The following is a 14,860-nucleotide window of genomic DNA, read 5'->3' on the forward strand; positions in this document are numbered from 1 at the left end:
TCACTCCTTCTTATACGGTTCCGATAACAACAGAGGCAGATAGAACTCCACACGTGTGCCTTGTTTCAAGCTTTCGATAGTCAAGTCCGCTTTCTGTTTGAACAACAAACCTAATCTCGTTTTCAAGTTGTGAAGTCCAATTCCTTTTCTCTTTCTTGAGGGGTTTGAAATCGCATGCATAGCAGCATCGATGCCTATCCCATTATCATCAACCTGAACAAACAGCCTATCATGCCTATTAAAAATGCGTATACAGATCTCACCGGCGCCCTTGGCAAGGTTAAATCCATGTTGAATACTGTTTTCAACCAGCGGCTGTAAGCTAAGCTTGGGAACCAAAGCATACTCGAGGGATTCATCCACCTCATAATATAGCGTGAAGCTTTGTTTATATCGAAAATTTTGAATGAGCATATACGAATTGACCAATTCAATCTCCTCTTTGAGATGAATGAGCTCGACCTCCGAGTTCAAGCTTGCCTCTAAAAGCATACCTAGGCTGGTGCAAATGTCCGTGATTTCATCGTCCCCTTTACGCAGCGCAATCCATTTAATCGTATTGAGAGTGTTGAGTAGAAAATGCGGATTCGTTTGAGAAAGCAGCATCTGAAAATGAACGGACTCCTTCTGCCGCTCCTCCGACCGCAGCCGTTGAATGAGATCCTCCATATCGCCAACCATCCGGTTAAAGGTGTTGGTCAACTCACGAATCTCAACGCTATGGAAGCGATTGTTCGGCAAACGGACCTTCAAATTATTGTGGACCATCTCTCTCATTTTCACTTGAATCTGTTTTAGGGGCTTCGTAACCCGGGACGTGATAAAAAAGGTAATCCCAATAAAGGCTAACGTCATGAGAATCAAAGTAAAAAAGAACGATTGCTGCAGCCGATCGCTTTCGGCAAACACGAACGATTTGGGTACTTGCTTGATTAAATACCATTTCAGCATAGGAATATAATAATAGTTAATAATGTAATCGTGGTTGGTTACATATCCGTTCTCGGAAGAAGAGTTAAACATGTTTTGGATTTCATCCGCATCCATTTGACTTTGAGCATTTTGGAAGACAAGTTGGCCACGATCATCTAATAAGAGATATTGGTTGGACTGCCCCGACGATGCCGCGGTATTCTTCATTAAATCAATATAGTCGATACTCCCCTTAACCACCGCATATACCGAGCCGTCACTCCGCTTAAACGTTGTCGACACACTAAGCAGCATTGAGTTGGAGGATTCATCCCTATGCATAAAATTTTTCTCTAGAGACCACACGAACTTTTCCTGCGAAGATTTCGTTTTCTCGAACCATTCCTGTCCGGTAAAGAGTGGATAGCTTAGGGATTGCGAAGGCTTGTACGATGTATAATAATGGCCTTTCACATCCAAAACTGTGTAGTAAACAGGCGATCTGTTTAGAAACAATGTATTCGTTATCGCTTTGAATTTATATTCAACCGTATTTTGCGCATCATAAGCATCGTAATTAGCAGGATTTTGCAGGATGGACACGATATTCGGGTCTTGTTCCAGCAAAGTAAAGGTTAAGTACGAGCTTTTCATCATTTCTTCAAACGATTTTTTTACCCGCAGGAGATCTTCCTGACTTTGTTCGGTTACTTTATCTCGCATGAGTGATTCCATCTTCTTGAAGTTATACACATTGAGGATTGAAAAGGGCAGTAAAATCAAACAAATAAATGCCATGAACAATTTATTTTTAATCGTGGCCGGATACCAGAACAATCGGTAATGTTTCATATACACACTCCTAGCGTTAGCTTGACATAGCTGTCCTATCTTACTTTAACAAGGAATCTCTCCCACTACCATTAACAGAATCCAGTTCTTCAATAGAACAAAAGTAAGATTTTATACGCATAGTTTACATATAGGGCGATAGTTCCCAAAGGATAGTCATTTCAATAGGTTTATCTATTATTGTTGGAATTATTTGAAAATAAAAAAAGCCCAAGCAGTGGGCTTACGTGTATGTCATCTCTTTTACTCCTTTAACAAATTGATTTCCGTCACTATAAAAGGTAAAGCTTTATTTATGTATTGTTCTGCTGAAAGTGAACTATTATTTTCCCATTCCACAGATGCTCCGTAAATTCCCCAGCTCAACACCGTCGTACCAATTTTTAAGGCTTCCGAATCCAAGTTTGGTTGTTGTTTTAAAAATAGGGTATAAAACAATTCACCCAGTTCTTTTTTTATTTTTTGTTCAATGATGGAATAAAAGGATTCCAAACTTCTTCTGCATTGTGAGCTATATTCCGTACGCTTTTTTATATGAAACGAAGTTAATGTAAAAAAGATGTTTACAATAGTCTCTTCGTTTAACCTCTCGTATTGCTTCAAATGTTTCACTATGCTTTCTATTATTTCTTCGGTAAGAGAGGCATCCATTAATTCGTATTTATCTTGAAAATGCGAATAAAAAGTAGCACGATTTACGGTTGCTTCCTCCGTGATGTCGTTTATTGTAATGGATTTGAACTCTTTTTTTTGAGCTAATGTATGAAACGCATCCATTAACAATTTTCTTGTCCGTATAACGCGTGGATCTACTTTCATTTCATCCATATGTATCCTCTCTTTTCTATGAATAGGCAACAATTTAATTGGTTTGTTGTTTAGGCAATAAAACTCCAAAGCTGACGATTGAGAATAACTGAATTCTATCTTAGAATCAATCGAGTAGACAACAAGTATCCACCACAACTAAGAAGAAGGAAGTGTTTGAATATGACACAAAGAGTGATAAATAGACAAGAAATTCTTGATGCGTTTCATTTTAGACGTGCAATAAAAAGCTTTGATCCAACCAAAAAAATCTCTGAAGAGGACTTTAATGTCATCTTAGAAGCAGCCAGACTATCACCAAGCTCATGTGGGATTGAACCCTGGAAATTTCTCGTTGTCCAAAATGAGGACTTTAGAGAAAAGTTAAAAGAAATTTCTCCTGGCGCACAAGGTCATCTGCCTACTGCTAGCCATTTCGTTATCATTCTTTCAAGAACTAGTAAGGATACAAGGTACGACTCCGATTATGTAAAAAATCACTGGGTTAATGTTTGGGGTGTCCCAGATGAAAAATCTGACCAAATCATAGAGGGTATAAGAAATTTCCAAGTAAACCAACAAAACCTGTTTGAAACTGAGCAAAAAGCGTTGGATTGGGCTAAAAGACAAACCTTCCTTCCTTTTGCCAATATGATGACTGTAGGAGCGTTACTAGGAATTGACTCTTGTCCAATTGAAGGATTTTATATCGATAAGGTAGAAAAGCTCCTTGCGGAAGAAAACTTACTAGAGGATGGTCACCTCGCTGTTTCAGCTATGGTTGCATTTGGATACCGCGCAAATGAGCCTGTATTCCCTAGAGGAAGAAAAGATATGAATGATGTCGTGCAATGGATTAATTAACCATATTAATTAAATATCCGAACAAAACGAAAGCCCTGAGGGAAAGCTTCCCTTAAGGCTTTTGTGCTTTATTATTTACTTACCCTTTTTTCTACTTTTACCATGATTCGGTTTATTATCTTCTTGATCCTTAGCGTGATTTTCTCGTTGTTTATCGTGTGTTGTCATGACATTAGTCCCACCCATCTGAGTAATTGAAAACATAAATATTGTACTCATCTTATGGAAATTGTACGCAACCACTTTGTACCAAAACAATTAGAATTAGTAAATCTCATCAAGTAACAAATATGTTTCCATTTCTACATCAAAAACGATTAGTTAAATTATAAGGAATTCATTTTCAACTATAGCAATATAATTAGGAGAGACAACCATTAGGAATAGATACATGGCTTTAATTTATATAAAAAGTCGTTGATTTTTTCCTGGATTGTATTATATATTAATTATAATAATTATTATCTAGAAATTAATTTAAATTGATTGGAGAGGTAGAAATGAACCCAATGGATACTGCTAACTCTGGAAAATGCCCGTTTCCTCACGGAAATGGAAGCGCTACAAGTCACAAATCTAGTGGCACGACGAATAAAAACTGGTGGCCCAATCAATTGAATTTGAACATTCTCCATCAACATGACCGCAAATCAAATCCTCTTGGCGAAGATTTCAACTATGCTGAGGAGTTCGAGAAATTAGACTACCCCGCGCTTAAACAAGATCTTCGTGATCTCATGACGAACAGCCAAGATTGGTGGCCTGCCGACTTCGGACATTATGGTCCCTTCTTTATTCGAATGGCTTGGCACTCCGCAGGGACCTATCGTACAGGTGATGGACGCGGCGGGGCTGGAACCGGCACACAGCGTTTTGCTCCACTGAACAGCTGGCCTGACAACGGCAACCTAGATAAAGCTCGTCGACTCCTCTGGCCTATTAAGCAGAAGTATGGCAACAAAATCTCTTGGGCAGACTTGTTCATTCTAACTGGCAATGTTGCTATTGAATCGATGGGCGGTAAAACCTTTGGTTTCGGCGGCGGCCGTGCGGATGTTTGGCATCCCGAAGAAGACATTTACTGGGGTGTAGAAACCGAGTGGCTGGGAGATAAGCGTTATACAGGCGATCGCGAGCTTGAAAATCCACTTGCTGCCGTTCAGATGGGACTTATCTATGTAAATCCAGAAGGACCAAACGGCAAGCCCGATCCGCTTGCTAGTGCTCGCGATATCCGCGATACCTTCAAACGAATGGGCATGAACGATGAAGAAACCGTTGCCCTCGTTGCTGGCGGACACACATTCGGTAAAGCGCACGGCGCAGGAGATGCCGCGCATGTAGGGGCAGAGCCGGAAGCAGCTCCTATCGAAGCTTTAGGCTTAGGTTGGATCAGCTCACATGGCTCTGGCAAAGGTCGCGATACCATCACAAGTGGTATAGAAGGTGCTTGGACAGCGAATCCTACGCAGTGGGATAATGGTTTCTTCGAACTTCTATTCGGATATGAATGGACACTTACGAAGAGCCCAGCAGGCGCACATCAGTGGACACCAGTCAATCCTGCTGAAGAGCATCTTGCTCCAGATGCTGAGGATTCTTCCATTCGCGTGAAGACAATCATGACTACCGCAGATATGGCCTTGCGTGTGGATCCAGCTTACGAGAAAATCTCCCGTCGTTATTATGAGAATCCAGACGAATTTGCAGATGCGTTTGCTCGTGCATGGTTTAAGCTCACCCACCGGGATATGGGGCCACTTGCGAGATATCTAGGACCGGAAGTTCCTGAAGAAGTTTTGATCTGGCAAGACGATGTACCGACTGTTGCTTACTCATTGACAGAGTCTGATGTTGAAGATATCAAAGCCAAGATTCTAGTGTCTGGTCTTACAGTCAGCGAACTCGTAGCGGCAGCTTGGGCTTCAGCCAGCACCTTCCGTGGTACAGACATGCGTGGCGGCGCCAACGGCGCTCGCATTCGACTTACCCCTCAGAGTGACTGGGAAGTAAATCAACCAGATCAACTGACTAGAGTGCTTACCATTCTCGAAGGTATTCAAGAAGACTTAGATGTTGAAATCAGTATCGCTGATTTGATCGTACTTGGGGGCAGTGCCGCGGTGGAAAAGGCTGCACGTGATGCAGGCTTTCAAGTAACGGTTCCCTTTAGTCCTGGACGTGGTGATGCAACCGAAGATCAAACCGATGTTGAAAGTTTTGCTGTGCTGGAGCCAATCGCTGATGGTTTCCGCAACTATCAGAAGAAACAATATCGTGTAAGCTCAGCGGAGCTTCTAGTCGATAAGGCACACCTGCTTAACTTGACTGCACCGGAAATGACAGCTCTTGTTGGCGGTATGCGTGTTCTAGGAACGAACTTCGGCGGCACCAAACATGGCGTATTCACTGACCGTGTAGGTACACTCACGAACGACTTCTTCGTTAACTTGCTCGATATGGGCATTCATTGGAACCCGATTGGTAATGATGTATTTGAAGGTCGCGATCGCAAGACCGGTAAAGTCGTTCGTTCAGCAACGACAGTTGACCTCGTCTTCGGTTCAAATTCCGTTCTGCGCGCCATTGCAGAAGTGTATGCGCAAGATGATAATAAAGAAAAATTCGTGCGTGACTTCGTAGCTAGCTGGGTCAAGGTCATGAATGCCGATCGATTTGACTTGAAATTATAATGTAATCTTATCCTTGAAAAGGAAAGAGCCGTATATCACGTGATATACGGCTCTTCCTTTGCATCAAATATCAATATGCCCTTTATTTAATACACGCAGCAGGCTTTACAGCGTCAATAATAAGAGAAACGAAGCCTAGGTTACCGTTTTGATTTCGGTGGTCGAAACGTTTGGAACGGTAAATAAAACCATCTTTTTCATCCCAGGAATTAAAATGAAAGTGACCATTCTCGTCGCAAAATTCCAACAGACTTACTTGAAATCCTGCTTGTTCGAACATGGAAGTAATGCTCATATAGGTATGGACAATCTTATGACTCGCAGCTGGATGGTCTTTAGGCCCTGGCCCTCCAACCTTTACCATGTTTTGATACCACTCATTTTGAAAATATGCATCAGGAACAGCACAACGAATGTACCCACCTTGTTTCAAGAAATCCTTACATATCTTTGCAGCCTCAATGCCTTCTTCATAATCGAGATGCTCCCAAACATGCTCGGCAAGAATTCCTGTTATGGAGCTCGGTTTGAACTTCATCTCCCAATCAGAACGTTTCAGCAGATTAAGTTCTTCTTCCTGGGTATGGAACCATCCTTGATTATGGTTTTGAGCTCCTGAACCAATAACTACTCGTATCTCAGCATCTTTATCATCCATTCATCCATCTCCCTTTAAGCTTTAAAAACAGTGTAGCTTATTAAGAGTTGGTTACAAATGGAATTATATTTCCTTCGTATGGAACTTTGTGAGATAAGCATGCTACTACTGCTCCTTCTTCAACTAACCCCTCTTTATCTCAGTTTCCTCTATTACCTTAAACTTCTTATCTCCAAATCTGAAAAGCTCCCACTCATTCTCATTCTTCGCTAGCTTATAAGTAAACTCAATGATTATTTCCTTGTGAGGTTTAATTACAATGTTCTTTCCTTCTTTATAAGTGGCACTTATCTGAAAACCCGTATCAAATACAATTTCACCCAAATGATTCTCTTTATCCACGATTATTTTCTTAATGTGAGTTTCGTTTCTTTTAATGCCACTTCCTTTTGAAATCCGCAAAGCAGTCATTAAAAACGTATCGTTCTCCATATAGTCTTCCATCGTGTCTATTATTGCTATTTCATCCAAATAGGTATCGGTAACAAGTTTTATCATTTTTTGTTCATTGTCCCAATAGACGTAAGCACCAGAAGTTTCTGAGACAAATCTAAGCGGAACAACGACATTCCCCTCTATTTGTTTAATTGGATAATCAAAAGTTTTTACTTCTTCATTAACTTTTACTTGATTACTTCCAACCGTCATTTCTATTTTAATATTTGCATTCTTAGCGGTTACCGTATTTGTAGTATCATCCCAACTTATTTCATAATTAAATTGCTCAAAAAGAGGACGAAATTGGACAAAGGTACTGCCTTCCTGAATAAAGGGGGGATTATTAAACGTTATCAATCTGTCATTATAATACACGCTAATTTCTTTAGCTTCTTGCGCATAGCTTACTGTATTAAAAAAGTTAAAACCTAAAGTTACTAGAAACATGACTACTAATATTTTTTTCATTTAGAATGTGATCCTTCCGTCAACTATTACCCTTATATACTTATATAGCTCATACATGATATTGTTGGAACAAATGCAGAAAAAATGACGCCACGCACACTACTTCATTCAAAAAGGAGTAACAATGTGAACAATTCGAAAGTATCGCAACTGTTACTAGCAAAATTCAATCGTTATCATATTCTTCTTATTGCTGCCTCAATATTGCTTGTTTCATTACTTAGTTATTATCAAAACGATTTTAAATTTCCTCGCAATTATCATTATGAAAAGCAGAAAGCCTCAAATGGTGTCCTATTGCATTCAATTCGGACAACCCCGGATAATATTCGACTCCAGGCCATTGATACAAACGTAACAAAAACTTCCTATTATGGTATCAATGGCGGATTCTTCTGGGAAGGGGCTCTGTTGAGTATTGCGGTTATGAACGATCAACCTCTAAAAGGTTTGCCTGGTGATTACGGCTCTGGCTGGTACAACACTGGCATTGACACTAACTTAAAACGTGGAACACTCGTATGGGATGACATCACTAAACACTTCTCGATTCAAGTAGTCACGCATGCTGGAGAGTTGACAGTAACAGATAAACACCATTATTGGGCTCAGGGGGGTGTCAGTATGCAGCTTAACGACAGCATTCGTTGGGAGAATGACATGATTTTAGAGGAGATGCCAGCATATGACGAAGGTCGTATGCGTACGGCAATTGTATATGATCATCTAGAGAACATGTATATGATAGTTACTCCTACATACTGTACGATAGCAGAGTTCCGAACAGCTATTCTAGAAACGTTAGGCAACCGTAGATTAGTTGACGGCATCTATTTGGACGGAGATGGTTCCTCCCAAATGCAGTGTCGCTATATCCGCTTGAATGGAGATCAACGCCAAGTCTATCAGATGCTAACCCTAATCCAGTAATATAATAAGTCCTGTTAGATCCTCGCGAACGTGATGTAATCGACTTGCGCAGGCTCAGCAGCTGCGATCCGAAGTGCCTGATTGATCTGTCCACGATGATATTGACCATGTAAGAGGACCTGCAACAGGATGTCTCGAACGGACGTTCTGAACGGAACTCCACTCATGTTCGCATAGTCGATCATCTCCTCCAACTCGGATTCTTCGAGCCCCTCAATATAGACGCGATATTGCTCGGCGTTTTCTTCAAACATCGTCCTGATCACTGTCAGATCTTCCGATTCCTCCCATAACGAATAGTGTGCACTGCCCTTGATCTGCAATCGGGACAGCCAGACTTGTTCCGCGACCGCGACGTGCCGAACCAGCTTCAAAATGTCTTTGTTCGTCGTCTCACTTTTCTCGAGCGCGTCCAAGATGCTACTGTTCGCCCAGTATAGGTGGTCCATCATGCACTTAATCGTCTTCATTTCAGATTCCCCCTCTTCGTCTCATCGTTGTTCTAACACTCCAAAAACTGTACTAACAAGAGACCCTAAACTTATGGTGTTAACATGATCGTGACAAAGGAGCAGCTCCCGGCCGTGGGGAGCTGCTCCCTTTCCTATCTCACCATTGTTTATACGCTCGAATTTATAACGTGTTGGATGCTTGCTTCAGAAGCCCAGACAACGTGGAGAGATCTGGCGTGCTCCCTTCCTTTAATTTAATCCACTTTCGTTCAGCTGGACCTTCAAATTCTTTCGGAAAATCAATGCCGTTTGCATTCATGATCATAAAGGCAATTGCATCTTTGGAAGGCGAAATGACGGCTGCGTAATGTCCATTCTTCAGAAAGTGTGGCTTCTTGTACTGAATACGTTCTACGGCTTCCGGAATCGTCTCATGAACCAAGTTCCGCAAAGTCAAACTGATATCTGCTTGCCATTTTGGCAAATTTTCTATGTAGGTAGTAACTTCCTGATTCATACTTCTTATCACTCCAATTGGTATTATTTTACTTATGCTAAAAGTATACTGTTGCTTGTACATACCGTCAACGCTTTAAAATCGCGTATCCCGCACGCCGCAAAACGCATCCACAGGACTGACACCTTTGAAAGATGAGTCACCCATAATCTTCGATATGGTTTGACGAATGATGTTCTGGGTTGGCTCATAAGCGTTAATATACGTTTTAACCATCGGGACATCATACAAATGGAAAGGATTATGCAGCGAAACGAATACGGTCGGCATCGAGCTAACATACCAAGGAATTTCTGGTCCCATGGGAGAAAGCCACTTTATCCTGGCGTAGTTCTCTTGAGCAAATTGCTGGACATTTGCAAATAAGATTACCGCATCGTACGAGTTGATGAAATCCGTTACTTTTTGCCGTTTGAAGAGCTGTACAGCAACTGGCTCGCCAGGTCTCTCCCGTTTAATACGTTCTGCTTCAGCTACCGGAGATTCATAAAGCGTAACCTCAAAACCTGCCCGCTTAAGCTCTTGGGTTACTAGCGTTCGAACCCCCGCCTGCTTAAGTCCAAAAAACATCATCTCGTCCCCCAGCATATATACCATAATACGCGGATGCGTTTCTGGCCGGATCGGCAAGTCGGGGCGAGTCTGCTTCACCAGCGTAATCGAGCGATCCGCCACTTCTTCAGCAATTGCCAAGTGCTCGCTGCAGCCAATTCGGCTAATAGCCGACTTTGGCGGGATGAGCGTACCCTCCTGCTGTTTACGATGCAGCCCGATTGAAGCCTTGAGCCCTAGTATGCGACGCAGGGCGTCATGCAGACGCTGTTCCGTAATGACACCGTTCTTATAACCGTCCATCATGAACTGGTAATCCTCTTCTGGATCATTAAAGAACAAGAACATATCGCAGCCCGCCGCAATCGCTTGAGGTAGAATGTCGGAACGTTCCATCGCGGAAGTTAAGCCAATCATTCGTGAGGCATCGGTGAGTACCAGCCCGTTAAACCCAAGCTGTTCTCGTAAAAGTCCTGTCACGAGTTCCGGTGACAGCGTGGCCGGAAGCAGATCTTCCTCCGCCAAGTTCGCATTAAGTCGCATGGAATAAGAAGGCAGCTTGATATGGCCAACCATTACGCTTTGTACACCTGCTTCAATCATACCCTTGTATACTTTGCCAAAGGTTTGGTCCCACTCCTCGCACGACAGCGTATTGACACTTGTCAGCAAATGATGATCTCGTTCGTCAACACCGTCTCCGGGGAAGTGCTTCATCGCCGCTGCGAAACCGCTTTCACAAATGCCTTTGAAATAGGCTTTAGACATTTGCAATACATCATCTGGATTATCCGCGAAGCAACGAGTCATCGTGACAGGGTTGCGCCAATTATAGTTAATGTCGACCACCGGAGCAAACGTCCAGTTACAGCCGACCGCTGCACCTTCAACCCCGCTTACATACCCCATCTGGTAGGCATAATTCGGATCTCCGGTTGCACCGATCTGCACATGCGTACCGATCAATGTGCCGTCTGTGCAAGCACCATTGCCTCCCGATTCCATATTAGCTGCAATTAGGAGAGGAATTTTACTATGTTGGTGCAAATATTTATTCTGCTCATAGATCTTTTCCGATGTATTCGGATTGTAACGTACGCCTCCAATATGGTATTTATCTAACATCTCCTGCAAATATTCCGCGTCATGACGATACCCTAAATTAATAAAAAGTTGTCCAATTTTTTCGTTTAGATTCATGGAGGCAATCGTTTGTTCTACCCACAGAATGTCTTCATCCTTCAAATGAAACGGTGCCGTCTTTAAATTCAACATATTACGCATCCTCCCAAGTGGTTTTGAGTCAACGTTACAATAGTCTCTATATAAATTCTATTAAAATGAACCTAATCCCTTGTTGTTGCATGCCATTTTGTGCCTTTTAAACGAATATCCGATTCTATTCTAAATAGGACAAAAAGAGAGCAGCCACTCAGCCTGCTCCCTCATATCGAGTATCATTCTGATAGTACTAGGTCAAGCCAACTTTTCGCCTCACGGTATAGAACTGGATTGTTTTCAGGTGTATAGTAAGCTAGGATTGCGACCGCCTGTGATAAGACCCATCCGCGGGCTCTTGCCCACGTAGCGTCGTCGGTCGGCAGATATTTACGGAACTCATCACGAGCTTCTGGTGAGTGTAACTTCCATGCGACCATGACATCGCATGCTGGATCGCCAATGCCCATTTCACCCCAATCGATCACCCCGGTGATGCGCTTATTTCGAACGAGCCAGTTACGCACGTCAAGGTCTCCGTGATGCCAAACTGGCGCGCTGTTCCACGGAGGTGCAGCAAGCGCCGTCTCCCACACATCAGTAATCACAGAATCACCATCGAATCTTTCCAGCCAGTGTCGGAACTCCTTGTCCCGTTGAGCCAAAGGAACACCACGTCCCTGGGGAGCACCTGCTGGATCCAGTTGTTGTAGCGCTGCAACAAACACCGCAAGATCACGCGCTGCCTGAAGCGCGTCAATCTGCGCTATCGGCACCGACTCCCCTTCAACCCACGAATGTATTTCCCAAAACCACGGATATTCGCTATTCGGATGTCCTTCGGCGATAGGTACAGGGGTTTCAAGAGGTACCATTGGTGAGAGCTTGGGCAGCCACACAAACTCACGACTTCTTGGTGTCGTTGGCCCCATGCGCCGGGCAAGCCGAATGGCATATTCTTCACCTAATCTGAAGATGGCATTCACTGTACCAGCCGGCTCAACTCGTCTCAAGGTAAGCTCTGCCCAGTGAGGGAACTGCGTGACAAGCAGTCGGCGTACGAGTGCCTCGTTAATTTCCATTTCGTCGACATGCATTTTTACACCCATTAGCGGAACCCCCCGTTTGCTATCTACATACTCTTTGTATCATCTATCCTCACTTCACTTGTTCCATTGACAGATCTTAACATTCTCTCTAACAAGGTATCAAATAAATATAGCTTTGAGTTAATAATACTCATTTATAATTAAACTATCCTGTTCGTAAACAGTGAAAAGGACTGCCAGTTGGCAGCCCTACAAATACGCAAGTACTCGTTCAATATTTATAAATCGAGAATTCATAGACGATCGGCGTGATGCTTCCTGATGTATAAATGATACGGGCTTTGCTGCCGGTGACGGCTGTGAACGTAAACTCGCTAGGCGCCGAACTTCCACCGATAGCCGAACCAGTAAAGGCGGTTTGCCAGGCGCTGCCGTTCCAATACTCAATCCGGAACCCGCTCGTGCGTCCCCCGTGTTCCGATAACACGACGCGGTCGAACGTTACGTTCGCGCCAAAATTCACTTCCAACCATTGCGCATTGTAAGATGAGCCTGAAGCGGCTTCCCAGTTCGTGAGCAGATTGCCGTCGAACGCCTCAGCGGCGCTATGACTGGCGTCCAGTTGCGATGAGCTGCCATACGAGTGGTTTAGTGCGAGATTGTCCGGCGTCCGGTAAATGCCGAACTCGTAAAGAATTGGCGTATACGTCCCCGCCGTATAGTAGATTCTCGCTTTGCTGCCGGTGACGGCCGGGAACGAAAGCTGGCTAGGCGTAGTCTTGCTGCCGATCGAAGTGCCTGTATACGCTGTTTGCCAGGAGCTGCCATTCCAATATTCGATGCGGAACCCGCTCGTGCGCTCCCCGTATTCGGACAGCATCACCTTGTCGAACGTGATGTTCGTGCCGAAGTTCACTTCCAGCCACCTGCCGTTATACGTGCCAGACGCGCTAGACTGCCAGTTCGTTGACAAGTTGTCGTCGAACGCCTTCGCTGCGCTTTGGCTGGCATTCGCCTGGGACGAGGAGCTGTACGTCCGGTTCAGCGCCAGATTACGGCCATACAGGCTGCTTGCTTTCTCACCCGACTCGCCGATCACCGTGCTCCCGTTGCTGGCCGTCACTACGTAATAGTACGTGATACCCGTGGCAACACCAGTATCGACGTACGAGGTGCCGCTCCCCGTTTGCAGAACGGTGTAAGGCCCCCCGCTCGTCGAACTGCGTTTGAGCTCATAGGCACTAGTGCCGGGCATGCTTCTCCAAGAGAGATGAATGCCATCATCGGCCGGCACAGCGTTGAGCCGGAAATCACGGAGCACGTCTTCCACGACCGCTCCTCGGTCATACCCTAAGTAGTAGGTGGGAGCGATCCAGCCGCCTTCGTCAAATTCATTCCAGGCATACATAAGGACAGCCTTCGATTCTGCGCTGCTGGGGTTCGCGCCAACCCAGTCGATCGCCTCTTGCAGATGAACACCGATTTCCTTAGGTGTCGCCTGCTGTACCCACATATTGCTCGAAACGGTCATCCAGGAAACCGGATTGTCATAACGTGGCCTTGTATCAAGTCCTGTCGTAACGATAGGAATATAGGGATGACTGGCATTGCTGCTCCATTTGCTCCTATCTTGGCTGGCAAGATAAGAGTAAGGGCCTCCGCTGTTGAACATCCACGTGTTATAGGCTGACACCGCGTCACCGCCGCTGCCGCCAGCCATAGCCACGATATAAGGATCGGATAACCCGGCAACAGCAGCTGCATTGCGCAGCGACGAGATGTCGAAATTATTCAGCGATTGATAAAAATAAATGAGCGGCCGGCCGTTTAGCACGGTTTGGTATTCGGGCATTTTAAAATAGTCGATGAACGTCGCTTCGTCATAATAGTTGCCAACGATGACGCAGAAATTAATCTGCGATTTCTGCGTGCTGGACAAATACAGGTTGAGCGCTTCCCTAATAGGGACCTCGAACGGAACTGTCGGCCGATAGGTAACGAACGCCCAGTAATCGAGCCCCATTGACTTGGCATACCCAATCTCCTGATCAAGGATCGTCTGCGTCGCACCGTTGATGTCCACTTCGTTGGTACCGACGATATATGCATAGAACGGCAGTCGGTCGTGATACTGCGATGGTCCCAGTGTTGTTTCCACCTGCTCGCCAACGTCGCGAACGACGAGCGGGTCGTCGCCGACCCACGCATCCCATCGGATTGCTCCCACGATCGCATCGGTTGCGATGCTGTTCGACGTCTCCGCTGACGCTGAACCTGAGAAAGCCAACAACATGCCTAGCGCAAACAACCATACCCCCAAACGTTTCACTTGTGTCAACATATCCATCAACCCATCCTCTCCTGGTTGAAATTCCCCCATACATTGGGGCATTGTGTTCAACATGCACTTGGGTACTTTGCCGGTACCCGAAGCTAACTTGGTGACTGGC

At 44.5% G+C, this 14,860-nt stretch carries 12 protein-coding genes; 3 read left to right on the plus strand and 9 right to left on the minus strand.

From position 1 onward, the window contains the following. A complete protein-coding gene (locus AC58QM_RS17895) occupies positions 1-1,764 on the minus strand; it encodes a cache domain-containing sensor histidine kinase (RefSeq protein WP_497286253.1) in 1,764 nt (587 codons plus the stop codon). 243 nt (positions 1,765-2,007) lie between these two features. Beyond that, the gene (locus AC58QM_RS17900) at positions 2,008-2,592 is read right to left on the minus strand and encodes a TetR/AcrR family transcriptional regulator (protein WP_497286255.1); all 585 of its coding nucleotides are present in this window, start codon (positions 2,590-2,592) and stop codon (positions 2,008-2,010) included. A gap of 162 nt (positions 2,593-2,754) precedes the next feature. On the opposite strand from AC58QM_RS17900, the gene AC58QM_RS17905 reads away from it, so the two are divergent. Both AC58QM_RS17905 and katG read left to right on the plus strand, forming a co-directional pair. Then, positions 2,755-3,435, plus strand: a complete 681-nt coding sequence (locus AC58QM_RS17905; protein ID WP_497286256.1) for an NAD(P)H-dependent oxidoreductase — start codon at positions 2,755-2,757, stop codon at positions 3,433-3,435. A 500-nt stretch (positions 3,436-3,935) separates the two neighbouring features. Beyond that, positions 3,936-6,128 (plus strand): catalase/peroxidase HPI, encoded by a 2,193-nt coding sequence (gene katG, locus AC58QM_RS17910; RefSeq protein WP_497286257.1) that lies wholly within the window; start codon positions 3,936-3,938, stop codon positions 6,126-6,128. An 82-nt stretch (positions 6,129-6,210) separates the two neighbouring features. Here the strand turns inward: katG and AC58QM_RS17915 are convergent, their stop codons facing one another. Together AC58QM_RS17915 and AC58QM_RS17920 are read right to left on the minus strand one after the other, a co-directional pair. Further along, on the minus strand, positions 6,211-6,786 hold the full coding sequence (locus AC58QM_RS17915; protein ID WP_497286259.1) for a class I SAM-dependent methyltransferase: 576 nt from the start codon (positions 6,784-6,786) through the stop codon (positions 6,211-6,213). Positions 6,787-6,909: 123 nt separating this feature from the next. After that, the gene (locus AC58QM_RS17920; RefSeq protein WP_497286261.1) at positions 6,910-7,692 is read right to left on the minus strand and encodes a copper amine oxidase N-terminal domain-containing protein; all 783 of its coding nucleotides are present in this window, start codon (positions 7,690-7,692) and stop codon (positions 6,910-6,912) included. Positions 7,693-7,818: 126 nt separating this feature from the next. Here AC58QM_RS17920 and AC58QM_RS17925 point away from each other — a divergent pair, with 126 nt between their 5' ends. Beyond that, entirely contained in the window at positions 7,819-8,622 is an 804-nt protein-coding gene (locus AC58QM_RS17925) for a hypothetical protein (RefSeq protein ID WP_497286263.1), read from the plus strand. 14 nt (positions 8,623-8,636) lie between these two features. On the opposite strand, the gene AC58QM_RS17930 is transcribed toward AC58QM_RS17925, so the two are convergent. The 5 genes from AC58QM_RS17930 to AC58QM_RS17950 all read right to left on the minus strand — a co-directional run bounded on the left by AC58QM_RS17930 (position 8,637) and on the right by AC58QM_RS17950 (position 14,802). Beyond that, the gene (locus tag AC58QM_RS17930) at positions 8,637-9,092 is read right to left on the minus strand and encodes a DinB family protein (RefSeq protein WP_497286265.1); all 456 of its coding nucleotides are present in this window, start codon (positions 9,090-9,092) and stop codon (positions 8,637-8,639) included. A 163-nt stretch (positions 9,093-9,255) separates the two neighbouring features. Further along, on the minus strand, positions 9,256-9,591 hold the full coding sequence (locus tag AC58QM_RS17935) for a DUF1801 domain-containing protein (protein WP_497286266.1): 336 nt from the start codon (positions 9,589-9,591) through the stop codon (positions 9,256-9,258). A 75-nt stretch (positions 9,592-9,666) separates the two neighbouring features. Continuing rightward, the gene (locus AC58QM_RS17940; protein ID WP_497286268.1) at positions 9,667-11,418 is read right to left on the minus strand and encodes a glycoside hydrolase family 3 protein; all 1,752 of its coding nucleotides are present in this window, start codon (positions 11,416-11,418) and stop codon (positions 9,667-9,669) included. 182 nt (positions 11,419-11,600) lie between these two features. After that, positions 11,601-12,458 carry an aminoglycoside phosphotransferase family protein gene (locus AC58QM_RS17945; RefSeq protein WP_497286270.1) on the minus strand — a complete coding sequence of 286 codons (858 nt, stop codon included), beginning with the start codon at positions 12,456-12,458 and terminating at the stop codon, positions 11,601-11,603. 223 nt (positions 12,459-12,681) lie between these two features. Then, a complete protein-coding gene (locus tag AC58QM_RS17950; protein ID WP_497286271.1) occupies positions 12,682-14,802 on the minus strand; it encodes a galactose-binding domain-containing protein in 2,121 nt (706 codons plus the stop codon). Positions 14,803-14,860 lie beyond the last annotated feature (58 nt).

Source organism: Paenibacillus sp. J22P165, assembly GCF_059692015.1.